The sequence below is a fragment of the Corallococcus exiguus genome, from assembly GCF_009909105.1.
Lineage (GTDB): Bacteria > Myxococcota > Myxococcia > Myxococcales > Myxococcaceae > Corallococcus > Corallococcus exiguus.
Genome location: NZ_JAAAPK010000005.1, coordinates 270,643 through 296,408, shown reverse-complemented (window position 1 = coordinate 296,408; position 25,766 = coordinate 270,643). Strand labels below are relative to the sequence as shown.

Annotated in this window: 19 protein-coding genes; 12 read left to right on the top strand and 7 right to left on the bottom strand. The window is 69.9% G+C overall.

Annotation, left to right across the window (positions count from 1 at the left end):
- Positions 1-50 precede the first annotated feature (50 nt).
- Genes GTZ93_RS21340 through GTZ93_RS21330 form a run of 3 tightly spaced genes read right to left on the bottom strand, consistent with a single transcriptional unit; the run spans position 51 to position 7,331 of the window.
- Entirely contained in the window at positions 51-2,984 is a 2,934-nt protein-coding gene (locus GTZ93_RS21340; RefSeq protein ID WP_139923805.1) for a DUF4215 domain-containing protein, read from the bottom strand.
- A gap of 10 nt (positions 2,985-2,994) precedes the next feature.
- Positions 2,995-4,281 carry a peptidase associated/transthyretin-like domain-containing protein gene (locus tag GTZ93_RS21335; protein WP_161662955.1) on the bottom strand — a complete coding sequence of 429 codons (1,287 nt, stop codon included), beginning with the start codon at positions 4,279-4,281 and terminating at the stop codon, positions 2,995-2,997.
- Positions 4,282-4,301: 20 nt separating this feature from the next.
- Positions 4,302-7,331: an nSTAND1 domain-containing NTPase gene (locus GTZ93_RS21330; RefSeq protein WP_257979262.1), complete on the bottom strand. Its 3,030-nt coding sequence runs from the start codon at positions 7,329-7,331 to the stop codon at positions 4,302-4,304.
- Positions 7,332-7,767: 436 nt separating this feature from the next.
- Between GTZ93_RS21330 and GTZ93_RS21325 the strand changes: the two genes are divergently transcribed.
- From GTZ93_RS21325 to GTZ93_RS21315, 3 genes are read left to right on the top strand one after another with little or no spacing between them, the layout of a single operon-like run.
- Positions 7,768-8,982, top strand: coding sequence for a hypothetical protein (locus GTZ93_RS21325; protein ID WP_139919421.1), 1,215 nt, complete (start codon positions 7,768-7,770; stop codon positions 8,980-8,982).
- A gap of 11 nt (positions 8,983-8,993) precedes the next feature.
- Positions 8,994-9,983, top strand: a complete 990-nt coding sequence (locus GTZ93_RS21320; RefSeq protein ID WP_139919422.1) for a HEAT repeat domain-containing protein — start codon at positions 8,994-8,996, stop codon at positions 9,981-9,983.
- Positions 9,984-10,031: 48 nt separating this feature from the next.
- On the top strand, positions 10,032-10,559 hold the full coding sequence (locus tag GTZ93_RS21315) for a hypothetical protein (RefSeq protein WP_139919423.1): 528 nt from the start codon (positions 10,032-10,034) through the stop codon (positions 10,557-10,559).
- Positions 10,560-10,622: 63 nt separating this feature from the next.
- On the opposite strand, the gene GTZ93_RS21310 is transcribed toward GTZ93_RS21315, so the two are convergent.
- Together GTZ93_RS21310 and GTZ93_RS21305 are read right to left on the bottom strand one after the other, a co-directional pair.
- Entirely contained in the window at positions 10,623-10,898 is a 276-nt protein-coding gene (locus tag GTZ93_RS21310) for a hypothetical protein (RefSeq protein ID WP_139919424.1), read from the bottom strand.
- A 15-nt stretch (positions 10,899-10,913) separates the two neighbouring features.
- A complete protein-coding gene (locus GTZ93_RS21305; RefSeq protein ID WP_139919425.1) occupies positions 10,914-11,606 on the bottom strand; it encodes a lysoplasmalogenase in 693 nt (230 codons plus the stop codon).
- A 342-nt stretch (positions 11,607-11,948) separates the two neighbouring features.
- Here GTZ93_RS21305 and GTZ93_RS21300 point away from each other — a divergent pair, with 342 nt between their 5' ends.
- Positions 11,949-15,158: a beta strand repeat-containing protein gene (locus GTZ93_RS21300; protein ID WP_139919426.1), complete on the top strand. Its 3,210-nt coding sequence runs from the start codon at positions 11,949-11,951 to the stop codon at positions 15,156-15,158.
- A gap of 132 nt (positions 15,159-15,290) precedes the next feature.
- Positions 15,291-16,964: an SH3 domain-containing protein gene (locus GTZ93_RS21295; protein WP_139919427.1), complete on the top strand. Its 1,674-nt coding sequence runs from the start codon at positions 15,291-15,293 to the stop codon at positions 16,962-16,964.
- Here the strand turns inward: GTZ93_RS21295 and GTZ93_RS21290 are convergent.
- Both GTZ93_RS21290 and GTZ93_RS21285 read right to left on the bottom strand, forming a co-directional pair.
- Positions 16,961-18,178 (bottom strand): FAD-dependent monooxygenase, encoded by a 1,218-nt coding sequence (locus GTZ93_RS21290; protein ID WP_139919428.1) that lies wholly within the window; start codon positions 18,176-18,178, stop codon positions 16,961-16,963. The genes GTZ93_RS21295 and GTZ93_RS21290 overlap by 4 nt on opposite strands.
- A gap of 114 nt (positions 18,179-18,292) precedes the next feature.
- On the bottom strand, positions 18,293-19,231 hold the full coding sequence (locus GTZ93_RS21285; protein ID WP_139919429.1) for a LysR family transcriptional regulator: 939 nt from the start codon (positions 19,229-19,231) through the stop codon (positions 18,293-18,295).
- 110 nt (positions 19,232-19,341) lie between these two features.
- Between GTZ93_RS21285 and GTZ93_RS21280 the strand changes: the two genes are divergently transcribed.
- The 7 genes from GTZ93_RS21280 (at position 19,342) to GTZ93_RS21250 (ending at position 25,754) form a co-directional block, all read left to right on the top strand.
- Positions 19,342-20,136, top strand: a complete 795-nt coding sequence (locus tag GTZ93_RS21280) for an SDR family NAD(P)-dependent oxidoreductase (RefSeq protein WP_139919430.1) — start codon at positions 19,342-19,344, stop codon at positions 20,134-20,136.
- A gap of 179 nt (positions 20,137-20,315) precedes the next feature.
- Positions 20,316-21,401, top strand: a complete 1,086-nt coding sequence (locus tag GTZ93_RS21275; protein ID WP_139919431.1) for a type III polyketide synthase — start codon at positions 20,316-20,318, stop codon at positions 21,399-21,401.
- Positions 21,395-21,970, top strand: coding sequence for an isoprenylcysteine carboxyl methyltransferase family protein (locus GTZ93_RS21270; RefSeq protein WP_139919432.1), 576 nt, complete (start codon positions 21,395-21,397; stop codon positions 21,968-21,970). The genes GTZ93_RS21275 and GTZ93_RS21270 overlap by 7 nt, the downstream gene beginning before the upstream one ends.
- 7 nt (positions 21,971-21,977) lie before the next feature.
- Positions 21,978-22,238 (top strand): acyl carrier protein, encoded by a 261-nt coding sequence (locus GTZ93_RS21265; protein WP_167548303.1) that lies wholly within the window; start codon positions 21,978-21,980, stop codon positions 22,236-22,238.
- Positions 22,235-23,992: a fatty acyl-AMP ligase gene (locus GTZ93_RS21260; protein WP_139919434.1), complete on the top strand. Its 1,758-nt coding sequence runs from the start codon at positions 22,235-22,237 to the stop codon at positions 23,990-23,992. The genes GTZ93_RS21265 and GTZ93_RS21260 overlap by 4 nt, the downstream gene beginning before the upstream one ends.
- Positions 23,993-24,005: 13 nt before the next feature.
- On the top strand, positions 24,006-25,103 hold the full coding sequence (locus GTZ93_RS21255) for an NAD(P)/FAD-dependent oxidoreductase (RefSeq protein WP_139919435.1): 1,098 nt from the start codon (positions 24,006-24,008) through the stop codon (positions 25,101-25,103).
- Between the two features lie 90 nt (positions 25,104-25,193).
- Positions 25,194-25,754, top strand: coding sequence for a gamma-glutamylcyclotransferase (locus GTZ93_RS21250; RefSeq protein ID WP_120575879.1), 561 nt, complete (start codon positions 25,194-25,196; stop codon positions 25,752-25,754).
- The last annotated feature ends 12 nt before the right edge of the window (positions 25,755-25,766 follow it).

Below are 25,766 nucleotides of genomic sequence, written 5' to 3'. Positions count from 1 at the left end.
GCGTGTGACATCCCTGTTTCAAGAGGGACGTCACACGTCTGGGAAGCCGCTCAGGGGGCGGCGACGCAGGTCTTGCTGGCCCCACACACCAGGTCGAGTGCGCAGTCCTCGTTGCCCACGCACTTCGTGCCCTGGGGGCAGTCGTAGCCGCTGCCGCCGTTCATCCCGCTCACCTTGAAGTTGTTGTTGCCGACCTTCTCCGTCATCGCCTGGTTGCCGATGGAGCCCTTCAGCTTGTGGGCGACGTTCACGGTGATGGAGCCGGTGACGACCGTCGCTCCGATTTCGAACGGCTCCTCCACCGCGTTGATGGCGTCCCGGATGACGAGGGCGATCTGCGTCGCGGGCGTGCCGTTCGCCACGACCACCCGCTGGTTGGCGGCGTTCTTGAGCTTGTTGTCGCGGTCCAGCTCGAAGGTGACCGGCGTGTTGATGCCATCGCTGATGGTGAACGTCTCCTCGTCGACCAGGTTCGAGCTCGCCGTGGCCGTGATGGTGCCCGTCGCAGCCTGGAGCGTCTGCACCTTGCAGTTGGCGCTGCATGAGCCGCAGGCGAGGGTGTTGCCGTCGTCGCAGAGTTCATTCGAGGCGTTGGCGTCCACCACCCCGTCGCCGCAGACGTTGCCCTCGAGCGAGAGGACCGTCTGGCAGTCGTTGCTGCACCGCTTGCAGCTCGCCGTGCCGTAGGCGCAGGCGGTCTCCGTGGTGGTGTTGCCGTCGTCGCAGGCCTCGTTCGCCGAGTCCAGCACGCCGTCGCCGCAGACGTTGCCCGTGACGGAGACCAGCTCCTTGCAGTCGCCGCGGCACACCTTGCAGCTCGCCTGACCGTAGGGGCAGGAGGACTCCGTCTGCGTGTTGCCGTCGTCGCACACCTCGTTCGTGGAGCTGGGGTCCTGCTTGCCGTCGCCGCAGATGTTGCCCTGGAGCGTCAGGAGCGTCTGGCAGTCGCTGCTGCACCGCTGGCAGCTGGCCACGCCGTAGGGGCAGGCGGTCTCCGTGGTGGTGTTGCCGTCATCGCACGTCTCGTGGGCCAGGTCCGCCACGCCGTCGCCGCAGACGTTGCCCTTCACCGCCAGCAGTTGCTTGCAGTCGCCGCTGCACGTCTGGCAGTTGGCCACGCCATAGGGACAGGAGGTCTCCGTGGTGGTGTTGCCGTCGTCGCAGGCCTCGTGGGTCATGTCCCGCTGGTTGTCGCCGCAGACGTTGCCCTGGAGATTGAGCGCCGTCTGGCAGTCGCCGCTGCACTTCTGGCAGCTCGCCTGGCCATAGTCGCACGCGACTTCCGTCTTGGTGTTGCCGTCGTCGCAGGCCTCGTGGTCCGGGTCCTTCGCGTTGTCGCCGCAGATGTTGCCCGTGCGCGACAGGCTCTCCTTGCAGTCGAAGCGGCACACCTTGCAGTTGGCGGTGCCGTAGGGGCAGGCGTCCTCGGTCTCGGTGTTGCCGTCGTCACAGGCCTCGTTCGTGGCGTCCTTCACGTTGTCGCCGCAGACGTTGCCCTGGAGATTGAGCGCCGTCTTGCAGTCGCCGCTGCACGCCTGGCAGGTGGCGGTGCCGTAGTCGCACGCGGTCTCCGTGCGGGTGTTGCCGTCGTCGCAGGACTCCGGGCGGTCCGGCCCGTTGACGTTGATCACGCTGTCGCCGCAGATGTTCGGCTTGCAGGTGCCCAGGCAGTCGTCGTCGTCGCGCGTGTTGCCGTCGTCGCACTGCTCCTTCGCCGCCGTGTTGGTGACGCCGTCGCCGCAGGCCACGGGGGTGCAGTCCACGTCGCAGATGGCGGAGTTGGGCCCGTCGTCGCACTGCTCACCCGCGGCGGTGTTGAGGTACCGGTCGCCGCAGGCCGCGGGCGTGCAGTCCGCGTTGCACGTGCGGGAGTTGCCCGCCGTGTCGCACAGTTCGCCGCGCGTGATGTTGGTGAAGCCGTCGCCGCAGAAGGCGATGGTGCAGTCCGCGTCACAGGCGGGGCTGTTGACGGGGCCGGGGTTGTCGCACTGCTCGCCGGAGGACGTGTTCACCACGCCGTCGCCGCAGGCGCGCAGCGTGCAGTTGGCGTTGCAGTAGGCGGACTCGCCCTTGTCGTCGCACGCCTCGCCCGCGGTCCGGTTGACGATGCCATCACCGCAGACGCGCACGGTGCAGTTGAGGTTGCAGGTGGCGGATTCGCCCTTGTCGTCGCACTGCTCCTCGCCGTCGCGGACGCCGTTGCCGCAGCCTTCCGCGGACCGGCAGTCCGCGCTGCAGCCGTCTTCGCTGACGTTGTTGCCGTCGTCGCAGATTTCACCCTTGATGACGTCGAGGACGCCGTTGCCGCACGTCTCGTTGGACTTGCAGTCGGAGCTGCACCCGTCGCCGTTGATGTTGTTGCCGTCGTCGCACTTCTCACCCTTGGCGACGTCCACGTAGCCGTTGCCGCAGCTCTCCTGGGAACGGCAGTCCTCGCTGCACCCGTCGCCGCTGACGGTGTTGCCGTCGTCGCACTTCTCACCCTTCGTGGGGTCGGTGTAGCCGTTGCCGCACGTCTCGTTGGACAGGCAGTCCGCGCTGCAGCCGTCGCCGCTGGCGTTGTTGCCGTCGTCGCACTTCTCGCCCACGGCCGTGTCCGTGACGCCGTTGCCGCACAGTTCGTTGGACTTGCAGTCCGCGCTGCAGCCGTCGCCGTCCCGGGTGTTGCCGTCGTCGCACTTCTCCTTCGTGACCTGGTCCACGACGCCGTTGCCGCAGGTCTCGGTGGATTTGCAGTCGCGGCTACAGCCGTCGCCATCCACGATGTTGCCGTCGTCACACTGCTCGTGGTCCTGGACGACGCCGTCGCCACATTCCGTGGAGATGCAGGTGGCCTGGTTCGCGGCGCACTTCAGGCCGTCCGGACACACCAGCCCGGCGGGGCAGTCCACCGTGGTGGCCTGGAAGCAGGAGGAGAGCAGCAGGAGCGGCGCGGCCAGGAGCAGCAGGGCGCGCGCCATGGAAGAGGGGGAGACGCGTGTCATGCGAGGACCTCTAGAAACGGAACGTGGCCACGGCACCGCCCGAACCCGCGCCGAGGAGCGGAGTGACCTGCACGGTCACCGCCTCCTGGCCCGGTTCGATGCGGTACGGCTTGGGTTGGTTGAGGACGGCGAGCACCGCGCCGGTGACGATGACGGCTCCGCCCACGGCGTACCCGGCGATGGCGCCGGTCTGCATCAGGTTGCCCTGCGAGCGCTCGTCGGCGACGGCGGCGGGCGGTACGCAGCCTCCGCATTCGGTGATGCCGGACTCGAAGGCTCGGAAGTGGTCGCGGGACTGGAGGTGCAGGAAGGTGCTGCCTCCCGCCACGGCCACGCCCGCGCCCATCACCAGCCAGGGCATCGCGGCGGACCAGCGGCGCTTGTAGCGGATGAGGTCGTCGGACGTGAAGAGCTTCAAATCCAGCGCCGTCGTCTCACCGGGCAGCAGCGTGCGGCTCTGGTCGCTGGGCACGAAGCCCGCCATCGTCGCGGAGATGCTGTGCGCGCCGGGGCGCACCAGTCCCTCGTAGCGGCCGGGGGCCACGAACAGCGTCTGGCCGTCCATCGTCACCGTGGCGCCGGGCGTGGCGCAGGTGATGTCCACCCGCGCGAGCTGCTTCTCCACCAGCGTCTTGTAGTTGCGGGCGTACTCGTACTTCTCCTTCTCCAGCGGCGCCGGTCCGAAGCGCAGCGCCGCCACCAGGTGTTCGTGCACCTCCACCGGCTGGTCCAGGTTCATCAGCGCCAGCGCGAGGTTGTAGTGGATGGCCGGATGGTCCCAGCGCGCCAGCGCCTGGCGGTACTTCTCCACCGCCTGCACGAAGATGGATTCCTTCAAGAGCGCGTTGCCTTCGCCGAACAGCGCGAGCGACGCGTCCTGATCCGTCTTGGAGATGCCCTTCGCCCAGGGGCGCTCGTCCGCGCCGGGCTGTGAGCCCTCCAGCGTGCTGCTGGCCTGCTCCTGCTGGGACTCCACGGCCTTTGGCGTGGGCGGCGGGGGCATGGGAAGGGACTCGGAGAGGGGCGCGTCCGAGGGGGCCGGCGTGGCCTCGGAGGCGGTGGGCTTGCGCCGCCGCTTCGAGGAACCCGTGCCGGACACCTTCGTCGTGCCGGAGGACTTGCCCGTGGCCTTCGAAGCGGTGGCCTTCTTCTGGGTGCCCGCCGTCTTCGGCGCGCCCGCCTTCTTCGTGCCCCGGGACGTCTTCGTGGTGCCTGTCCGTGGCGCCGGCTCCTGCGCCAGCGCGGGCACCGACTCCAGCGCCAGCAGCACCGACAACACGAACGCGGACCTGCTCATCACCCTGTTCAAGATGCTTCTCACTTCAGGACCTCGATGACCGGACTGCCGAGCTGGGATTGCAGACGGGAGACGCGCTCCTTCTCCCGCTTGAGCAACGTGGAGAGTTCTTCCGCCGCGCGGAGGGCGTCCTCGCGGGCGTCGCGCGCGGAGTCGGCGCTCTCCTCGGCGCGCTTCTTGGCGAACCGGGCGCGCAGCTGCGCTTCCTGGGCCCGCTTCAGCGCGGACACCAGTTCGTCGTTCTTGCTGAGCAGCTCCTGGTTGGCCAGCGCCACCTGCTCGTTGGCCGACTCCGCAGCCTGCTGCGCCTTCTGGCGCTCCAGTTCCTTGGCCTGCACTTCGGCCAGCCGCTGCTTGGCCTCGACTTCCGCGCTGCGGGCCGTGGACTCGGCGGCGCGCGCGATGATCTCCGCCGCCTGGGCCCCCTGGGCCTGCTTCTCGGCCTCCTGCTGCGCGTTGCGGATGACGACGAGCGCCACCACCGCGGCGATGACCAGGAGCCCCAGGAACGTCACGCTGCCGATGAGCAGCACCTGCTTCAGCCGGCGCCCCTTCTTGGCCTGCGCGAACACCGCCGTGAGGAAGTCCTGCTGCAACTGGGGAAGCTCTCCCCGGTAGCGCCGCTGGAAGCGCTGGGCCTCCTCCACCAGCTCGCCGCGCCACAGCAGGTGCGCGTCGAAGTTCTTGCCCTGCCACTGCCGGGCCGCGTTGCGCAGCTGCTCCAGGAACGCGGAGTCCTCCTGGCCCTCGTCCAGCCAGCGCCGCAGGGTGGGCCAGCTGTGCAGGAGCGACTCGTGGACGATTTCGACCGTGGCGCCCGTGGCGCCGCCACCGGTCTGCACCACCAGCAGGCGCGCCTGCACCAGGTGGTCGATGAGGCGCTGCATCTCCCCCGTGTCCTTCGTCAGCTCGCGCAGCTCGTCCAGGGACACGATGGCGCGCGTGCGCTCCGGAGTAACGAGCCGCAGGAAGAGCGCGCGCACCAGCGTGCGCTCCTGCGTGGACAGGCTCTCCAGCACGCTGTCCGCGTGGCTGGCCAGCGCGCCGGCGATGCCACCCATGGCCTGATAGGCGCTCTCCGTGAGCAGGCGGTTGGTGACGTCGCGCGCCTCCCACAATTGGGTGGCCGCGAACTGCAACAGGGGCAGCGCGCCCTGGGATGCGTCCAGGTGCTCCAGCATGCTGGACACCATGGCGGGGCTTTCGAACTGGTAGCCCGCGCGCTCCGCGGGCTGCACCAACGCGTCCTTCAGGCCTTCGCGGGCGGGCGCGGTGAGGAAGAAGAGCCCCTGGCTGAGCTCCGCCATGAAGCGCTCGTCCTCCGGCACGCGGTCCAGGAAATCTGAACGGATGGAGAGGATGACGCGGATGGGCGTGGTCGCGTCGTCCGCGATGCCGGACAGGCACGCGGTGAAGGCCATCCGGTCCTGGACGTCTGGCACCAACGTGTAGAGCTCCTCGAACTGGTCGATGAAGAGCAGGATGCGCCGCTTCTCCCGGCGAGCGCGGCTGCGCAGCACGTTGCCCACGTAGCCGGGCTCCGCGCGCAGCCGCTCCACCACGCGCTGCTGCTCCTGGAGGTCGTCCTCGATGGTGGTGGACGAACTCATCAGTGGCGCGACGATGCTGGCCAGCGCCGACAGCGGACTGCGGCCGGGGCGGATGACCAACGCCTCCCACGGCGTTCCGGACCGCTTGAGCACGGGCACCAGACCCGCGCGCACGAACGACGACTTGCCCGTGCCGGACGGGCCCACCACGGCGAGGAGCGGCCGGTCGTTGATGCGGTTCACCAGCGCGGCGATTTCACGGGTGCGGCCGAAGAAGCGGTCCGCGTCCGCCTCCTGGAAGGAGCTGAGGCCCGCGTACGGGCTCTCGTCCACGCGCAGCTCGCGGCTCATGCGGCCGGGGAGGAAGGGCTCCAGCGCGCGCAGCAGCGAGGACGCGTCCGGGTAGCGGTCCTCCTTGCGCTTGAGCAGGCAGCGGTCCACGACGGCCGCCAGCTCCTGCGGCACATCCGGCGCCATGGTCCTGAGCAGGGGCATGGGCTCATCCAGCATGCCCGTGACCATCAGCTGCGGACCGCGCAGCGGATCCAACGGGTGCTTGCCGGCGAGCATGCGGAACAGCATCAACCCCACGGCCCAGATGTCCGTGCGGTTGTCCACGGCGACTCCGATGCCCCACTGCTCCGGGGACATGAAGGCCATGGTGCCCATGATGGCGCCCTTGCGGGTGAGGTTGGACACGTCCTCGCCCATGCCCTCCACCGAGTGCAGCCGCGGCTGGGCCTGGGGGCCGCCCGCGGGCGCCTCCACGGGCTCGTCGCCCTGGAGCACCTTGGCGATGCCGAAGTCGAGCACCTTGATGGCGCCCGAGTCCGTCACCACGATGTTCTCCGGCTTGAGGTCGCGGTGGACGATGCCCTGCTCGTGGGCGCACTCCAGCGCCCGCACCACCGGCACCATAAGCTCCACCGCGCGCGCAGGCGGCAGGCGCTGGTTGCCCAGCACCTTCGTCAGCGGCTTGCCCTGCAGGTACTCCAGCACCATGAACGGGCCGCCGGGGAACTCGCCGACCTCGTAGATGATGACGATGTTCTCGTGGCTGCACCGCGCCGTGGCCCGCGCCTCCAGGATGAAGCGCCGGGTGATGTCGGCGTCCTCGCTGTGCAGGAACTTGATGGCCACCCGGCGTCCCAGCCGCACGTCGCGCGCGAGGAACACCGTGCCCATGCCGCCGGAGCCCAGCTCGCGGATGAGCTCGTAGTGCTGCAGGCGCATGCCCGGGCGCAGCGCGTGTCCCTGGATGGACGGACTGGTGTTGTTGCCGGTGTCACCGGTGTCACCGGTGCCCGGACGCGACGGCCCGTCCCAGGTGGACGAGGACCCGGTGTTGGAACGTGACGGCGGCTCCACGGGCGCCGGAGCGGCTCCAAAGAGCGACTCCACGTCCGCGGCCTGTGTCCGGTCCGCGAGGTCCGAGGACACACCCGTTACGCCCACCGCGGGAGGCTCCCGCCGCACGGCACCTGCTTCGTTCTTCATCATGTCCGGCCACTTTTCCCGCGACGCATTCACAGCCATGGCGCGACCCGGACACCTCCGCCCGGTGCATCCATGCGCTGGCTACAGCCCCCCGGCCCTGCCACCACGGGCCGAAATCATACACGGACACTGAATCGCGGACACTTCACGCCCCTCCGTCAGAGGCGTGTCTGTTTTGACCTTGGGGGGCAGGAAGGCAGACGGGCGCAGGTTTCAACGCCATGTGACATCCACTCGCACACGCGCGCGGAGAGTCATTGCGTCGCCGCGACACGAAGTGCGTCAGCCGCGTGAGCAGTTCCATAACGCAGGCACTGTTCTCGTGACGCGAGCGGTCATCGGATGGATTCGTGAGAGTGAAGGAAGCGAGTTTCAGTAAAAATCCAATAAATCTGTTTTCCTTGATTGAAACAAGGAATCCATGGTTATTTGGATTCCCATGGTCCCTTCCACTCCGACCCAGACGCCCGCATCCGGTCCTTCGCGAGCACGGGGTGTCCCCTGGGGATGGGCGGGTGCGGGCCTGGTGGCCGTGTTGGCGGCCGTGGGGTTGATGTGGCGTGGCGGTGACGACGCACGAGCGCCGGCGGCGGTGGCGGCCCCCGTCAAAGCCACACAGTCCCGAGGCTCGCACGGCGGGAGTGCGGGCGGGGGAGCGGCGGCGGCTGGCGTGGAGGAGGCGGAGGCCGCGGAGCGCCGCTTCTCGGACCAGACGTGCTTCCCGGAGCTGGCGCGCTTCAACGACGGCGTGACGCTGGAGACGTTCCGCGACTGGGCCGCGCCGCTGCTCGCGTCGAAGGATCCGCTCGTCCGCGACTACCTGAAGTCGAAGCTCGCGGAGCTGATTGGCGACGACGCGAAGAAGGCGGGGCAGGTGGTGGACTGGGCCCGGGACGCGCAGGGCGCGGCGTTCCAGGTGCTGCTGTCCGGGCTGCGTGAGTCGGACGCGGTGCAGAAGCCGCAGGTCGCCGCGCGGCTGCTGGAGGCGGGGTTGGACAAGGGGCTGCCCATCGAGCGGCGCGCGGGCATGCTCTCCGCGCTCGACACGCAGAAGCACCTGACGCCGGACGCGATGGACCGGATGGCGGACTTCGCGCGCGACCCGGCGTCCACCGAGGCGGGCTGGGCCGCCACGCGCACGCTGGGCCGCGTGATGGCGCGCGAGTCGGAGAACCTGGGCGACGCGTCGCCGTACCTCGACCGGCTCATCACCATCGCCACGGACGCGCCGGACGAGCAGATTCGCCACCTGGCGCAGACGGCGCCGCTGCACAACTCGCCCGTGCTGGACGCGAAGGCCACGGCCCGCTTCGAGCGCATCCTGCGCAGCGAGGGCAACGAGGACGGCCGGGACGCGGCGGCGCAGGTGCTGGCCATGTCCTCCGACAAGGAGAACGTGCTGAAGACGTTCACGGACGCCTTCCAGCGCGAGCAATCCGTGTGCGTGCGCTGGGCGCTGTTCCGCTTCTCCGCGCGCGTCGCGGGCCGGGACGCCCTGCCGGTGATGGCGAACATGGCGACCGTGGATCCGCGCTTCCAGCCGCTCTACGGCATCTTCGAGACGCTCTACGCCCAGGGCAACGTCGACTTCATCCGCGTCTGGAACGAGCTGCCGGACCAGAACCCCTTCGGCTGCATGGACCGCCACAACTAGGAGCCCCCGGCATGCCCCGCTACCTCCAAGGTCTTCGCGCGCTCGGGGGCCTGACGCTGATGCTCGCGTCCCCGGTCGTCACCGCTCAGTCCACGCCCTCCGCCGCGAAGCCGGCGTTGCAGGGAGAGAGCTGTTCGGTCCGTGGGTTGATGGATCAGCTCCGCCAGGGGATGGGCTCCAGCTCCAAGGCCTACCGCGACTACCTCCAGGCCGTGCTGCGCGAGGCCGCCGTGTCGTTGCCTTCAGGCGAACTGCACGCGGCGTTCGACCGGGAGACCGACCCCGTGATGGTGGAGCAGCTGGCCGCGGCGTTGGTGGCGCGCAGTGAGCGCGAGGCGGAGAAGGACGCCATCCAGACCGTGGCCCGCCGCGCGCTGGAGGACCGTGACCCGTCCGTCCGCGCCGCCACCGTCCGCGCCATGCGTCGCACCGGCGCGCTGGAGAAGACGGGGGACATGTACGAGCGGCTCATGCGCGACGGCTCGCCAGAGGTCCGCATGGAGGCGGCGAAGAACCTCATCGAGGACAACGAGCACGTCTATTCCGCCCATCACGGCCCGGCCACGGACATGGCGGTGAACGCGGCGACGGCGTCCACGGATCCGAAGGTGACGGCGAAGATTTTGGAGTCCCTGGACACGCGCAAGATGGGGCCGGAGGCGGGGCAGAAGCTGCTCGGGATGCTGGGCCACGAGAGCGCGGACGTGCGGCGCTCGGCGGCGCTCGCGCTGGGCAGCGTGCCGGCGGCGCAGATGGCGCCCGCGCGCGAGGCGCTGGTGGGTATGTACCGGGGCGAGCGGGACGCGGGAGTGCGCAAGGCGCTGGTGCAGGGCATCGCGGAGCTGGGCTTCGCGGACGCCGTGCCGGAGCTGCGCAAGCTGCGGAGCGTGGACCCCAGCATGGCGCCGGAGATCGACGCGTGGATCCGCGCCCTGGAATCAGGCGTTCAGGAGTGGGGCCTGCTCCTGAGAGAGAAGCAGTGGCAGCAACAGGTCCGTTGAGCGGCACCTCATGGGGCCGGACCCGCCGGCCCGAAAGGAACACCCCCGATGCGTCACATGAAGAAGAAGGCCTTCGCGGCCATCCTGGCCCTCGCGCTTCCCTCGGTCGCGGCTGCGTACTCGTACACGGTGAAGTCGCCCTTCCCGGGCACGGTCACGGCGACGACGAACTACTCCAGCGGCACGTTCCACGGCGCGGTGGACATCTCCAGCGGCCGCTGCAACTACTGGGGCGTGGAGACGGGCGTGATGGCGTCCCTGTCCTGGAACGTGACCGTCCGTACCTCGGGCGTCTATTGCAACGGCACGGGCAGCGGCACGCAGAACGAGGCGAAGCACGCCTTTTCCAACGGCAAGACGTTCCGCCTGTGGCACTTCATCAAGACGGCGGACTCGTACGACCGCACGTGCAACCGCTGCCAGGTGGGCAACGAGGGCGGTACGGGCAACGCCACGGGTGCCCACGTCCATATGCAGTATGACCAGTCCGGCAGCAACCTGACCGGCTGGTACTCCGGCTACACCACCAAGGGTGAGGCCGTGGACCGCGCGGAGACCATCGGCGTGCTGCAGTAGTTTCGACGTGCCCGCCGGAGGCGGAGCGTCGTGGGGCGCTCCGTCTCCAGTGGTGTTGGGCAATCAGTAACAGAAGCTGTTGCAGTACGGCGCGCCGCCAGGCTGGGTGCAGCAGGTCTGGCTGTTGGAACACGTGCCGTTGATGCAGGCAGGGCGGCAGAGCCCCTCATCTCCGGGGCCGGTATAGGCACAGACGGTGGTGCCCGGGCAGGCGCCGGTGCCGGCCTCGCACGCGAGGCCCTGCTCCTGCGAACCGAGGTCCACGTCCGCGTCGGTGCTACCGCCGCAAGCCGTGAGACCGAAAACACAAACCGCCGTGACACACAGGGAACGCCACATGGATGCCTCCAGGAGTCAGGTGAGACTGCTGGAGGATATAGGCATCGCGGCTGGAGCGTGCGCCACCCGCGTGGATGCCGCGATACAGAACTGCGCGGCCCAATACAGCAGCATGACGGCGTAGCCCAGGCCGGGCAGGGGCGTGACGAAGAGCCGGATGGAGAGCAGCCCATCGCTGGCGGAGAACAGCAGCGCGCCCAGGAATGCCAGCCATTGCTCATGCCGGGGAAGCTCCGGAGCGCTCATCATGGCCGCCGCGCGCCAGCCCATGGAGCAGATGACGGCGACATAGGCCGTCACCGGCGGCGCCATCCCGCCCAAGCCCGGCCACAGCGCCACGGTGGCGCCCACGGCCAGGAGCAGGAAGGGCAGGGCACGAAGCAGGGCCAGTCGCCGCGTCACGGAGACGAACGCGGCGGTGTAGCCCACGTGGGCCAACAGGAAGGCACCCAGGCCCGGAAGGAACAGGTCCGGGCTCACCTCCAGCAGCACATCGCCGAGCAGCGACAGCGCCAGCCCCGCGAAGATGAGTCGCGCATAGCGCCCCTGCGCGGGCCACAGCCACAGCAGCAGGCACACCATGGGCAGCGCCTTGGTGACGAGCCGCGCCTCCCGAGGCCCCACGTCCATGACGAAGAGGAAGCCCACCGCGCTCGCGAGGCTCGCCGCCGCCAGGAGCTTCGTCCCACCTGTCCACGACTCGCGCATGGGGCGGCACCTTAATCCTTTGCATCAACGACATGGGACGGGACTCAGGTGAGTGCGTTCCAGGTCTCGTGGACAGGTCAAGAAAGACTCGATTGCGTGAAAAATGTTTCCAGTAATTCCTTCCATCACGCAGCCCCGCTGAAGCATACGGACGTCCAGCGGCCCGGGCTGAAGCTTTGCCAGCCGGCCGCTGTTCCAACTCAAAGGGAGAATTTCATGCGTCTGCCATTCGCAGGTTCGCTTGTGTTCGCCGCGTTGATCAGCTGTTCCCCTCCACCGCTGGAAGAAAGTGGGCCGGCCCCCGCGAACTCGCGCGCGGGTCTGACTTCACCGCAGCCCCAATTGCTTGCGTCCGCAACCAACGCGCCCTCGGACGGACTGGCCTATGTGACCCTCACCGTCACGCCTCGCGACGCGAGTGGTGAACCCCTGGGGACGGGGCTCCATGTGGAGGTCCTGAGCAGTGACGGGTCGGTCACGCTGGGTGGCACGGGGACCTCCGCCTGCACCGTGAACACGCCGGGCGCGACGTGCCTCACGGCGGTGGACTCTGGCGCGGGCAGCTATGTCGTCACCGCGCGCAGCTCCACGGCGCTGACCGTGCCCACCACGTTCTCCGCCACCGTCACGGACGGCAGCGGCACGACCACGCTGCCGGACACGGCCTCCGTCGCGTTCGACTCGGCGCTGTTCAGTGGCAGCGCGGGCACCACCATCACCACCGGCACCGTCACGGTCACCTCCAGCAACGCGGGCGGCCGGAACCTCTACATCACCGGTGGCACCGTCACGTTCGACGCCAGCACGGTGGGCCAGACCTTTGGTGACGTCTTCATCACGGGCGGCACCGTGACACACCTCCAGGCCACCAACGCCGCAATGTTCAAGCTGGACGTGCTCACGGGCTCCTGGAACCTGCTGGGTGGCGCGATCAACACCACCAACAAGGGCTACGGCATGACCTGCTTCGCCAATGGCTCGTGCAGCGGCAACGGCCTGGTCAGCTTCAGCCCCAATGGCGTGCCGTCTGCATCGCTCGCGGGCACCAGCAAGTTGTACGGCGCCAGCCACGGCGGCATGGGCTCCGGCAACTACCGCATGAACATCTCGCAGGCCAACAACAACCAGGCGGGCAACGCGGGGACGACCTACGGCGACTACCGCGACCCGAAGTTCCCCGGCGCCACCAATGACACGTACTCGGGAACCCACGGCGGTGGAGTGGTGCGCATCACGTCCACCGGGCCCTGCGTGCTGGGCGGTTCGGCCACTGTCGCGGCGTCCGCTTCGTTCAATGCGGCGGGTGGCTCCATCAACCTCCGCTGTGGTGCCATCGTCTCCACGGGCTGGACGGGAACCCTCATCGCGGACGGCGGCCAGGGCGCGGGGAACTCCTCCATCCCGCTGGGCGCGGGCGGTGGTGGCCGTATCGCCCTGGTCAGCACCGGTGATGCCGCGACGATGACGGGCGCGGTGAGCTACCCGCCCGTGAACCTCACTGCCCGGGTCCACGCCTTCGGCGGCGCTCCGGCCAACTCCAGCTACGTGGTGGGCGCCGGTGGCGCGGGCACCATCTTCCTGAAGCACAGCGGGCTGACCTACGGCGACCTCATCATCGCGAACAACTCGCCCGCGCATTACCAGAACGAGGGCACCACCCGGCTCCCCGCGCTGGCCGGCACTGTCACTGCGAACGTCACCGCGGGCGCCACTGCCATTCCCGTCTCCGTCGCCAGCACGATGTTCAACGCGACCTACTACGAGAACGCGGGCGCGCCGCTGAACTTCAACCCCGCGCTCACCCAGGTCACGACCCCGTCGTCCTCCTCCATCTACAACGGCGTGTTCGCGGGCGGCTGGCTGCGGCCGGACGTCACCGCCGCGGGCGGGGCGCTGCTGGATCCGTCCAACCTGGTGAGCGTCACCACCAACGCGGTGGGAACCCTGACGACGAGCGCCGTGCCCTCCGGCGTCGCGTCCGGCGCGTTCTTCCGCAGCGTGGATGTGCTGGACCACCTGGACGTGCTCGGCAACGCCATCCTGGAGACCAACGGCGACATCCACGTGGTGTCCGGCAACACGACGAACTCCGGCGCTCCCACGATGACCGTGAATGGCCTGGTGCTTTTCGACACGACGAGCGGCAGGACAGGTCGCATCGAGTACGCGGCCGGCGCGGTGAACGTCGTGCAGTCCACGCAGGCCATGCCGCCCCTCGGAGGCGGGACGCTCGTCGCGGACAACGTGACGGTGTCCGCGGGTTCGGTGACAGTGCCCGCCATCATCGCGTCCGGTGACGTGACCTTGAGCGGCGGCACGCTGGTCACCAACTCGCTCCAGGCGGCGCGCTACGAGCAGACCGCGGGCACGCTCAAGCACTACCTGCCGGTGTTCAAGACGTCGCCGGCCGCCGCGCAGGTGTCCAGCCTCCAGATGACGCTCGCGGGGACCTTCAGCCTCACGGGCGGCGCCGTGGACGTCGCGGGCCTGGGCTACCCGGCGGCGATGGATGCCCAGGGCGCGCCGCAGACCCTGTGGGGCTTTGGCGCGACGGGGCCCTCATCCGCGACTGGATCGTCGGGTGGTTACGGCGCGGGGCATGGCGGTGTCGGTGGTGGGTACGCGGCCGGCGCTGTTCGCGGCATGGTCTACGACGACTACCGAGACCCCCGGTATCCGGGCGGAGCGGGGACGACGGTCGGTGCCTCGCCGTCGTATCTGGGCTTCCGGAGTCCTGGCGGTGGTGTCTTCCGGCTCAATGCCTCCGGTGTCTGCACGCTGGGCGGGACCTCTCTCATCAAGGCGGGTGCGGTGACCACGGGCGCCCAGTACGGCGCGGCGGGTGGCTCCATCTCCCTGCGCTGCGGCGGCTTCGACACCACGGGCTGGAACGGCACCCTCACCGCCAACGGGGCGAATGCGTACAACTCCAGCTCGGTCGGCTCCACGCGTGCGGGCGGTGGCGGGCGCATCGCGATGGTGAGCACGGGGGATGCTTCCAGCTTCGTGGGGGCCATTGGCTATCCGTACCCTTCGACCAGCGCGCAGCTCCAGGCGCGTGGCGGCACCGGCATCAACGCCACGTACACCGACGGTGGCGCGGGCACGGTGTTCCTCAAGCACAGCGGCGTGGCGTACGGCCAGTTGATCATCAACAACAACAACCAGACGCACTACGCCACGGGTGGCTACACCCCGTTCGTCTCCATCGCGGGCACGGTCAGCAGCGCGGCCAATGCCGGTGACACGTCGCTCAGCGTCAACATCGCCAGCACGCCGCTCCACAACTCGGCCGCCTTCAACCAGCTGCTCGCCGGCATGTGGCTGCGGCCCGACACCAGCGTGAACAGCGGCACGCTGCCCGCGGACAACCTGGTCACGGTCGCTGGCAACACCTTCGTCAGCACCACTCAGTCGCAGTTGACGACGTCGCCCCTCCTGGCCTCCGTGCCGGCGGGCGCGAGCTTCAAGAGCGCCGACCTCTTCGACGTCTACAACGTCGTGGGTGGGGCCATCACCCAGACGAACGGCGACCTGTACGTCGTTCCGTAGCCCGGTCCGTCCGGCCCGCCGCGCGACAGGGGCGGCGGGCCGGAGATGTACGTTTAACTCGGCTTAATTCAATTCGGGTGCGGCTCCGCGTGACTTGGGGAAACGACGTTTTCGTCCCCGAGGCCGCTCCCGATGATTCAGTTCTCGCGCTTCCTGCCCCTGGCCGTCCCTCCTCGCCCGGAGCCCCTGCCCGCTCCGGCTGGGAGGGGGCAACCGGCGCTCCAGCCCAAGCCACAGCCGTTCGGGTCGACGTCCATGTTCGACGCCACGCCCGCGCCCGCGAGCAACCTGCACACGGAGCGGTTGGGAGACGGCAGCGCCAACTGCCTGGAGAAGGCGGTGGGCCTGGCGCGCCCGGGGGACTCCATCGTCCTCATGCGTGACGCGAGCGACGGCGTGGGGCACGCCCTGGTGCGCAGGCCGGATGGCTCCGTGGTGGACCCCAACCACCCCACGGTGCGCTACGAGACGCTGGGCCAGTGGCAGGCGACGCACCCTCGCTACTCGCAGCCCGTCACGGTGCCCGCGAGCAAGATGCAGCAGGTCCTCTCCACGCCCCCGGGACCCCAGCGCGAAGCCCTCATCCAGAAGCTGGGGCTGTCTGGCGTGGCGGACCGGCAGGTGGCGGACGGTGAGCGGTGGGCCACGCCGACCAAGAACGGCATCAACACCCGCGAAAATCCGAGCACGCAGGGAACATGGGTTGCCACCGTGAACATGGAGGACAAGCTGAAGGTGCTTGGCGAGAACGAGGATGGCACCTGGCTGAACGTGGAACTGGAGAACGGAACCGAGGCCTGGGTGTACGCGCCCCTGGTCAAGGAAGAGAAACCCCTGCCGCCGCCCTATGAGTCCCCCTTCCCTCAATGGATGGCGGACGGCACACGCCCGCCGGATATCGAGGCCTATCTCTGGAACGCCCTGCCGCAGGAGGGCCGCGATCAGATCATCCAGACCGCCCGGGAGAAGGTGGTGGCGGAGAACTGGCCGATGCCGGAGTTCGACGTCAACGGCCCGCCGCCGTCCTCCGTCAGCTCCATGGCGTGGAGCCACCTGCCGCCCGAGGGCAAGCAGGCCCTCTTCCAGCAAGAGTGGCGGGCCGCCGTGCACGAGCAGACCGAAATGCTCTTCAACGGCGTCAAGGACGGCGGCGAGGTGCCGGAGCACTCCTTCCTCGGCACGGCCAGCACGCTGGGCCGTGGCAAAGCGGGCGAATGGCGCGAGTTCGCGGTGCATCCCCACTCCGCCGCGCAGTACCTCAACCTCAACTCGATGTGGGGCGGCGACTGGCGCACGGTCCACAAGAACCTGTGCGGCCCGCTGGCCGTGGGCGCGTCGATGGGGGTGCTGCCCCAGGAGGCGTTGACCCGCTTCGCGGCCTCCAACGGAGACATAAGCGAGGGCCTGCTCAACACCGGGTACACGACCGGCAAGGACGACCTGATACCGATGTACACGGCCTCGAACTGGACCGCGGACTACTCGTCGGGAGACGCGCTGCCTCCCGAGGACTTCGCGCGGTTCCTCGCCGACGGCAAGTCACTGGTCGCGTTGGTCAACATCAACCCGGACGGCGCGGATGGAATGCTGCGCGCCGGGGGCACGGCGCACTTCGTGAACGTCCGCGCGGTGGAGGAGAATGGCAACGGCGACTGGATGGTGCGCGTCTACAATCCCTACCAGAACCGCGAGGAGGTCTACTCGTGGAAGGACTTCAAGGCTTCGTGGACGCAGACCGAGGGCAATAACGCCTACGGCCTGCTCATCGCCACGCCGCCCCCGCCGGACGCCGCGCCGACTCCCTAGCCCGGCGGTGGAGCCCCCAGCACCACCGCGCCGCGGCCCCGGCGCTGCTCGCGGACCCACTGCTTGGAGGAGTGGAGCTTGCGCAGCGCGCCTCGCAGCGAGGGCTGCTGGCTGGCCATGAGCAGCAGGTAGCTCCACACGGAGCTGCCCCGGCGGTTCAGCAGCGAATGGGCGAACCGGGTCTCGTCCTGGTCCACGTAGCTGGGGACGTTCTCGAACCACTCGGAGCTGCTGCGCGCCGCCAGCTGGATGGCCAGCAGGGAGGCGCGCCGCTCCCCGTCATACGCCTCCAGCGCGGTGGGCACGTCCGGCTGCGTTCGCAGCTGCCGCGCCAGCCCGATGGCGTCCTGCATGGCCAGCTTCGTCCCAGAGCCGATGGAGAAGTGCGTGGTGTGCGCGGCGTCACCCATGAGCACCACGTTGTCGTGGTACCAGCGCTCGTTGGTGATGCGCTTGAAGTTGAGCCATGGCGCCCGGCCCATGCCCTTCAGCTGGTTGAACAGCGACTTGCCCTGGAGCCGGCTCTGGAAGATGCCCTCCAGCTTCCGGAGCGTCTCATCCGGTCCCAGCGCGTCGAAGCCCAACGCCTTCCAGGTCGACTCCTGGCACTCCACGATGCAGGTGCTGGTCTCGCTGTTGAAGCGGTAGCCGTGGAACCAGAGCCATCCGGCGGGCGTCTCCTCGAAGGCGAAGGTGAAGGCGTCGAACACCTTGTCGGTGCCCAGCCAGATGTACTTGTTGCGTCCCTCCTCCACGTGCGTCTGGAAGTGATGGGCGTGGCGCTGGCGCAGCCGGCTGTTGACGCCGTCACAGGCGACGACGAGGTCCGCGTCCATGAACGCGGCGAGGTCCGTGACGTCCTGCTCGAAGCGGACGTCCACGCCCAGCCCCCTCGCCCGCCGGATGAGGATGTCCAGCAGCCGGTCCCGTCCCAACGCGAAGCCATAGCCGCCGATGTGTGTCGCGTACCGGCCCCGCAGGTGCACCTCCTGCGTGTCCCAGCGCGCCGCGGCCTGGGCGATCCGCTGCGCGCTCACCGGGTCGTTGCGGAAGAGGTCGTCCAGCAGGTCATCCCAGAACACGACGCCCCAGCCATACGTCATGCCCGCGGGGTTGCGCTCGACGACGGTGACGTCGTGCTTCGGGTTGGACAGCTTCGCCAGGATCGAGAAATAGAGCCCGGCAGGGCCTCCGCCAACACAGACCATCTTCATCGAATCCCCCCAGCGCGCGAACGGCCCGGATGCTACCGGCCTGTCAGGGAAATCGACGCTGGCCGGAAGCGCTGTCTGTCGTTGCTGGCAGGACAGAAAAGGGGATGAGAGGCGTCAGCGGCTCCGGCCCGCGCGCCGCCGGCCCATGCCTCCGGGCCCCGGTGACGGGGGCAGGTGTTCAGCGAGGAACGCCAGGAACGCCGCGAGCCGGCGGCCCGGTTCGCGCCCGGCGGTGTGGACCGCGTGCAGGTCGATGTCCGGCAGCATGAAGCGGTCCAGCGCGGACACCAGGTGGCCGGAGGCGAGCAGCCCCTCCACGTCCCAGGTGGACTTGAGCACGACGCCCGCGCCCGCCAGGGCCCAGTCCTTCAGCACGCCGCCGTCGTTGGCGGTCCGGTCCCCGGACACGCGCACGTGGAAGACGCGGCCGTCCTCGTCGCGGAACGCCCAGCTCGTCTGCGGCGCGCCCGGACGCGCGAGCACCAGGCAGTTGTGGCGCGTCAGGTCCGCGGGCTTGCGAGGCGGCGGGTTGCGGGCCCAGTACGCGGGCGCCGCGCACACCACGCGCCGGCCGGAGACGATGCGCCGCGCAGTCAGCCGCGAGTCCGCCAGCGGCCCGAAGCGCAGCGCCACGTCGATGCCCTCCTCGATGAGATCCAGCACCCCATCGCTCAGCACGAGCTCCACGCGCACCCCCGGATGGAGCCGGAGGAATGCGTCCACCAGCGGGGCCACCCGCGCGCGGCCGAAGTCGTTGGTGGCGGTGACGCGCAGGAGGCCGGTGAGGGGACCCTCGCGCCCGCCCACGCCCGCCTCGCTCTCCGCCAGGTCGGTGAGGATGCGCTGACAGTCCGCGCGGTAGCCCTCGCCCTCGGGGGTCAGCGACAGTCGCCGTGTGGACCGGGCGAGCAGCCGCACCCCCAGCCGTGCCTCCAGGCGCTGGAGTCCCAGCGTCACCGTGGAAGGCGCCACGCCCCGGGCTCGCGCGACGGCGGACAAGCTGCCCCGCCGGGCGATGTCGAGGAACAGCTCCATCTCGTCGAAGCGATCCATTGTTCGAAACTATCGAATGCTGGTTTGCGCGGCGTGGCCATTGTTTCGGAGGCTCGCGGACCGCATACCCAGGAGCCTTCAGTCGTACTCCTCTTTTCCCGGGACACCCCATGCGCATCGAACTCACTGGAAGGATTGCCCTCGTCACCGGCTCCACGGCCGGCATCGGCCTGGCCACGGCGAAGGGGCTGGCGGCGGCGGGCGCCACGGTCATCGTCAACGGCCGCACGCAGGCGGCGGTGGACCGGGCCATCGCGGCGGTGCGCGAGGCGGCCCCGGGCGCCACCGTGAAGGGCTTCGCGGGCGACCTGAGCACGGCGGAGGCCACCGCGGCGCTCGTCGCGGCGCACCCCCACTGCGACATCCTCATCAACAACCTGGGCATCTTCGGGCCGAAGGACTTCTTCGATGTGACGGACGAGGACTGGAGCCACTTCTTCGAGGCGAACGTGCTGTCCGGCGTGCGGCTGTCGCGCGCGTACCTGCCGGGGATGCAGAAGCAGGGCTGGGGCCGCGTGGTGTTCGTCTCGTCCGAGTCCGCGCTGAACATCCCCACGGAGATGATCCACTACGGCGTCACCAAGACGGCGCAGCTGTCCGTCGCGCGCGGCCTGGCCAAGCGCATGGCGGGGACGGGCGTCACGGTCAACTCCGTGCTGCCGGGGCCCACCCTCTCCGAGGGTGTCCGCACGATGTTCCGCGAGGAGCACGAGAAGTCGGGCCGGTCCTTCGAGGACCTCGCCGTGGACTTCATCCAGGCGAACCGGCCCAGCTCCATCCTCCGCCGCCCGTCCAGCGTGGAGGAGGTGGCGAACATGATTGTCTACGTCGCGTCACCCCAGGCCTCCGCCACCACCGGCGCCGCGCTGCGGGTCGACGGGGGCGTGGTGGACTCCATCGCCTGAGCGCGACGAAAAAGGGCCCCTCCGGTCGCGGAGCCGGCGGTGGGGCGTCGCGTGTGCAACAGTGCGGGCAGCCGGTGGGGTTCAGGGACGGGCAGCTCTGGCGATAGTCCATCGCATCCCGCCCTGCGGCTGATTATGCCTGGGGACTCGACTCCCCGGGTGGGAGCCTCCAGGACTTCATGCCCAGCACACCCCATCACGACCCCGCGCCATCCCCTTCGTTGAGCGCGGTGGGACGCGCGTTGCCTTCGCACTACGCCAGCCAGGAACAGCTCATCGCGGCGCTGCGCGACCTGTGGGCGACGAAGCACTTCAACCTGGAGCGGCTGGAGGACCTGCACCGCAACGTGCAGGTGGGCGGCCGGCACCTGGCGCTGCCGCTGGAGGAGTATCCGGCGCTCGCGACGTTCCAGCAGCGCAACGATGCGTGGATCCGCGTGGCCACGGAGCTGTCGGAGAAGGTGGCGCGCGAGGCGCTGTCGCGCGCGGGGCTCACGCCGAAGGACGTGGACCACGTCTTCTTCGTCACGGTGACGGGCATCGCCACGCCCAGCGTGGATGCGCGACTGGTCAACCGGATGGGCCTGCGCGAGGACGTGAAGCGCACGCCCATCTTCGGCCTGGGCTGCGTGGCGGGCGCGGCGGGCCTGGCGCGCGCGTCGGACTACCTGCGCGCGTTCCCCAAGCAGACGGCGCTGCTCATCGCCACGGAGCTGTGCTCGCTCACGCTCCAGCGCGAGGACCTGTCCATCCCCAACATCATCGCCTCCGGCCTCTTCGGGGACGGCGCGGCGTGCGTGGTGCTGCGGGGCGCGGAGGCCAATGCCGCGGGCCCGCGCGTGGTGGGCTCGCGGTCGGTGTTCTACCCGGACACCGAGCGGGTGATGGGCTGGGACGTGGTGGACACGGGCTTCAAGGTGGTGCTGTCCGCGAAGGTGCCGCAGCTGGTGAAGGAGCACATCCGGGGCAACGTGGATGGCTTCCTCGCGGAGCATGGGCTGACCCGACAGGACGTGAAGCACTGGGTGGCGCACACCGGCGGGCCCAAGGTGCTGGAGGGCTTCGAGTTCGCGCTGGAGCTGGAGCCCGGCGCGCTGGAGCGTTCGTGGAAGTCGCTGCGGCAGGTGGGCAACCTGTCCAGCGCATCGGTGCTCTTCGTGCTGGGTGAGACGCTGGAAGAAGCGGACGCGGTGCCGGGCGACTGGGGCGTGGTGATGGCCATGGGTCCGGGCTTCTGCGCGGAGATGGTGCTGGTGCGATGGTGACCGGAACGCAGGCGTTGTTCGCGGGCTTCATGGTGCTGCTCGTCGCGGAGCGGCTGTTGGAGCTGGTGCTCTCCAAGCGCAACGCGGCGCGAGCCTTCGAGCGGGGCGGGGTGGAGACGGGGCAGGGGCACTACCGGTTCATGGTCGTGTTCCACACGCTCTTCCTCGTCGCGTGCGTCGCGGAGGTGTTTGGACTCCAGCGTCCCTTCTGGGGCGTGTGGAGCTGGGCGGCGCTGGCGGGCGCGGCGGTGGCTCAGGGGCTGCGGTACTGGGCCATCGGGACGCTGGGCGACCGGTGGAACTCGCGCATCATCGTGGTGCCGGGGCTGGCGCCTGTGACGGGCGGGCCGTACCGGTTCCTGCGTCATCCGAACTACGTGGCGGTGGTGTTGGAGTTGTTCTGCGTGCCGCTCATCCACGGGGCGTGGGTGACGGCGGTGGTATTCACGGTGGGCAACGCGGCGCTGCTCTACGTGCGCATTCGCGCGGAGGAGGCGGCGCTCGGAGCGATGTACTCCGAGGCCTTCGCCCACCGTCCCCGCTTCATTCCGGAGGTTCGCCGTGGCTGACATCGAGATGGAGGCGGTGGCGGAGATCCGCCGCATCGCCCGGGAGGAGCTGGAGTTCGAGGGCGCGGTGGAGCCCGCGCACGACCTCTTGCGCGACCTGCACCTGGACAGCCTGGGGCTGACGGTGCTGGCGGTGGGCCTGGAGAATCGCTTCCGGGTGCTGCTGTCGGAAGAGGACGCGCAGGGCGTGCGGACGGTGGAGGACCTGGCGCGGCTGGTGGCTGCGCGGGTTCAAGCCGCGAAGCCGGACGTGGGAGTGCATCCGTGAAGGGGCCGCCCCTGCCGGCGCTGAAGCACGCCACGGTGAACGCGATGCTGAAGGCGACGTCGCACACGTCGCTGGGGCTGGTGTTCGTGGACGCGTCAGAGCACGAGACGTCCCTGCCGTGGGCCCAGGTCTACCGGCGGGCGAAGCGCGCGGCGGCGGGGCTGGCTCGGCTGGGCGTGCGTCCGGGAGACCGGGTGGCGTTGCTGTTGCCCACGTCGCCCGCGTTCATGGATGCGTACTTCGGCGCGCTGCTGGCGGGCGCGGTGCCGGTGCCGCTGTATCCGCCGGTGCGGCTGGGGCGGCTGGACGAGTACCACCGCTCGACGGCGCGCATGCTCCAGTTGACGGGCGCGGTGGTGGTGCTGACGGACACGCGCGTGCGGCTGCTCCTGGGCCCGAGCATGGCGCTGGCTCGGCCGAAGCTGGGCTGTCACACGGTGGACGCGGTGATGCACGGCGACGAGGATCTGGAGGTGGAGGTGGGGCCCGATGCGCTGGGGCTCATCCAGTTCTCCTCCGGTTCCACGGTGGAGCCGAAGCCGGTGGCGCTGACGCACGGGGCGCTGTTGGCGCAGGTGGCGGCGCTGGAGGTGGCGATGCCGCTGGCCCCGGGCGTGATGCCGGTGGGCGTGAGCTGGCTGCCGCTGTACCACGACATGGGGCTCATCGGCTGTGTGCTCGCGGCGCTGTACTACCCGGGCAGCCTGGTGCTGATTCCGCCGGAGACTTTCCTGGTGAAGCCGGCGCTGTGGCTGCGCGCGCTGTCGAGGCATCGGGGCTTCGTGTCGCCCGCGCCGAACTTCGCCTATGGGTTGTGTTTGAAGCGGGTGAAGGACGCGGACCTGCAGGGCGTGGACCTGTCCGGGTGGCTGCACGCGCTCAACGGCGCGGAGCCGGTGTCCGCGGACACGCTGCGTCGCTTCGCGGAGCGGTTCGAGAAGTGGGGCTTCTCCGTGCGGGCGCTGCGGCCGGTGTATGGCTTGTCGGAGGCGTCGCTGGCGGTGACGTTCCCCCCTGCGGGCCGGGGGCCGCGCGAGCTGGGCGTGGATGCGGACGTGCTGGCGCGCGAAGGGCAGGCGCGTGATGGGGCACGCACGCTGGTGAGCGTGGGCGCGCCGGTGGCGGGCTTCGAGGTGGAGGTGCGCGGCGAGGACGGCACGGTGTTGCCGGAGCGCCAGGTGGGTCGCGTGTTCACGAAGGGGCCGTCGGTGATGCGCGGCTACTTCGAGGACGCGGAGGCGACGGCGCGGGCGCTGGTGGGGGAGGGCTGGCTGGACACGGGAGACCTGGGCTTCAGCGTGGACGGGGAGCTGTACCTGACGGGCCGCGCGAAGGACCTGGTCATCATCCGGGGCGCGAACCACGCGCCGCAGGCCTTCGAGGATCCACTGCTCAAGGTGGACGGCGTGCGCACGGGCTGCGCGGTGGCGCTGGGCTTCACGCCCAAGGGCGGCGAGGACGAAGCGTTGCTCATCCTGGCCGAGCGCGCGGAGCGGGGCGCGGACGTGGCATCAGTAGAGGCGGACATCCGCGCGGCGGTGGTGGAGGCGACGGGCGTGCAGCCGCACACGGTGAAACTGCTGGAGCCTGGGACGCTGCCTCGCACGTCCAGCGGCAAGCTGCGCAGGAGCGAGGCGCTGCGGCGCTATCTGGCCGGAGAGCTGACGGCACCGAAGAAGGTGGGCGCGGTGGGGCTCGCGGTGGAGATGGCGAAGAGCGCGCTGGCGATGGTGCGCGCGGAGCACGACTCGTGATGTGGCTGGACACGTGAAGCAGCACGACGTGGTCGTGGTGGGCGGAGGCCCGGCCGGTCTCGCGGTGGCCATCACCGCGGCACGGCGCGGGCTGGACACGGTGGTGCTGGAGCGCGCGTCCACGCCCGTGGACAAAGCGTGCGGTGAAGGCCTGATGCCATCCGGCCTCGCGGCGCTGGAGCGGTTGGGCGCGCTCGCGCACCTGGACCGGAGCGACAGCTCGCCCTTCGTCGGCATCCGCTACGTGCAGGAGGACGGCAGCACGGCGGAGGGAAAACTGCCCGCGCCTGGAGGACTGGGAGTCCGCAGGCTGGCCCTGTCCCATGCGCTGGCGACCCGTGCGCGCGAGGTGGGCGTCGACCTGCGCGAGCACACGCATGTCGTGTCGCACGTGCGGACGCCGGACGGGGTGACGCTGGAGACGCCCGTGGGCCGCGTGTCCGCGCGCTTCCTGGTCGCTGCGGACGGCCTGAACTCACCGCTGCGCAAGGCCGAGGACCTGGAGGTGGAGCAGGACGTGCCCCGGCGCTACGGACTGCGGCGCCACTTCCGGCGCGTGCCGTGGACACCCTACGTGGAAGTGCACTTCGCCTCCGGCGTCGAGGCATACGTGACGCCCGCCGGAGCGGAGCGCGTGGGCATCGCGTTCCTGTGGGAGGACGGCACGGTGCCAGGCCGCGTGGGTTTCGACGCGATGCTGGAGCGCTTCCCCCGCCTCGCGGAGAAGCTCACCGGCGCGGAGCCGGACTCCCAGCCACGCGGTGCCGGACCCCTGGCCCGCGTGGCCCGCACTCGCATCGCGGATCGCTTCGCCCTCGTCGGTGATGCCGCCGGCTACGTGGACGCGCTGACAGGCGAAGGGCTCACGCTCGCCTTCGCCTGCGCGGAGTCCCTGGGAGCGCTGCTCCCGGACGCACTGGCGAAGGGCGCTGGCCGCGACACGTTGCTGCCCTACGAGCACACCTTCCAGCAGGTGTTCCGCAAGTACGCCTGGACCACGCACGGCCTGCTGATGCTCGCGCGCCGCCCGCGCCTGCGAAGGCCCGTGGTGCGCCTGCTGGGCCGAGCCCCCTGGCTCTTCGAGCGCATCCTCGCCGCCGTGGTGACGTGACCCGGAAAGCCCGGACCCCCTGGCACCCGGACGCGGATCCGCACGGCCTGGCCCTTGTTCCACCGCCGCGCGCCGGGGACACTCGCCCCCATGGCATCTGGCCCCGCGGCTTCGCGTCCCTGGTTCGCGTTCTCCCTCGACCTGGCTCCGGCCGCGGCGAGCCGGCACCTGCACGGCCTGCCCCCCGTGCCCGACTTCCCCGAGGGCGAACTCGCCGAGGCCCTGGACGTGGACGTCGTCTATGACGTGCACGTGCCCAACTGGGGCGGCCGGGTCGCACGCCTGGTGGATGCTCCCGGACACCGGCTGTCCGGGCGCCTGCGCCCCGTCGCCACCGAGTCCTGGCCCGTCCTCGCCCGCCTGGAGACCGCGCTCGCTCTGGCCACCGAGGAGCGCCCCGTGAAGGTGCGCACCGCCTCTGGCACCGTGGTGGATGCCCACGCCTTCACCCCCGCCGAGCGCAACGCCTCCACGCAGGGGCCCGTCAGCGAGGCCTTCCTGATAACCCTCGCTGTCGCCGCCGAGCGCGCCCGACTGCCTGCCGCCGTCGTCGAAAAACTCCAGGCCGAAGCCCGCATCGTCCACGCCGTCCAGCACGCCCGGCCCGACGGACACCGCCCTCCGCCCCCCTCGAAGTCCGGCATTAAGTGACAGCCGGGTCCA

Excerpts from the sequence above, each read along its gene's own strand:
- GTZ93_RS21280 (WP_139919430.1), top strand. The coding sequence starts at position 19,342 with ATGCGCATCGAACTCACTGGAAGGATTGCCCTCGTCACCGGCTCCACG.
- GTZ93_RS21315 (WP_139919423.1), top strand. The coding sequence starts at position 10,032 with ATGCGTCACATGAAGAAGAAGGCCTTCGCGGCCATCCTGGCCCTCGCG.
- GTZ93_RS21275 (WP_139919431.1), top strand. The coding sequence starts at position 20,316 with ATGCCCAGCACACCCCATCACGACCCCGCGCCATCCCCTTCGTTGAGC.
- GTZ93_RS21320 (WP_139919422.1), top strand. The coding sequence starts at position 8,994 with ATGCCCCGCTACCTCCAAGGTCTTCGCGCGCTCGGGGGCCTGACGCTG.
- GTZ93_RS21325 (WP_139919421.1), top strand. The coding sequence starts at position 7,768 with ATGGTCCCTTCCACTCCGACCCAGACGCCCGCATCCGGTCCTTCGCGA.
- GTZ93_RS21265 (WP_167548303.1), top strand. The coding sequence starts at position 21,978 with ATGGAGGCGGTGGCGGAGATCCGCCGCATCGCCCGGGAGGAGCTGGAG.
- GTZ93_RS21340 (WP_139923805.1), bottom strand. The coding sequence starts at position 2,984 with ATGACACGCGTCTCCCCCTCTTCCATGGCGCGCGCCCTGCTGCTCCTG.
- GTZ93_RS21335 (WP_161662955.1), bottom strand. The coding sequence starts at position 4,281 with ATGAGCAGGTCCGCGTTCGTGTTGTCGGTGCTGCTGGCGCTGGAGTCG.
- GTZ93_RS21250 (WP_120575879.1), top strand. The coding sequence starts at position 25,194 with ATGGCATCTGGCCCCGCGGCTTCGCGTCCCTGGTTCGCGTTCTCCCTC.
- GTZ93_RS21295 (WP_139919427.1), top strand. The coding sequence starts at position 15,291 with ATGATTCAGTTCTCGCGCTTCCTGCCCCTGGCCGTCCCTCCTCGCCCG.
- GTZ93_RS21305 (WP_139919425.1), bottom strand. The coding sequence starts at position 11,606 with ATGCGCGAGTCGTGGACAGGTGGGACGAAGCTCCTGGCGGCGGCGAGC.
- GTZ93_RS21290 (WP_139919428.1), bottom strand. The coding sequence starts at position 18,178 with ATGAAGATGGTCTGTGTTGGCGGAGGCCCTGCCGGGCTCTATTTCTCG.
- GTZ93_RS21310 (WP_139919424.1), bottom strand. The coding sequence starts at position 10,898 with ATGTGGCGTTCCCTGTGTGTCACGGCGGTTTGTGTTTTCGGTCTCACG.
- GTZ93_RS21285 (WP_139919429.1), bottom strand. The coding sequence starts at position 19,231 with ATGGATCGCTTCGACGAGATGGAGCTGTTCCTCGACATCGCCCGGCGG.
- GTZ93_RS21330 (WP_257979262.1), bottom strand. The coding sequence starts at position 7,331 with ATGATGAAGAACGAAGCAGGTGCCGTGCGGCGGGAGCCTCCCGCGGTG.
- GTZ93_RS21270 (WP_139919432.1), top strand. The coding sequence starts at position 21,395 with ATGGTGACCGGAACGCAGGCGTTGTTCGCGGGCTTCATGGTGCTGCTC.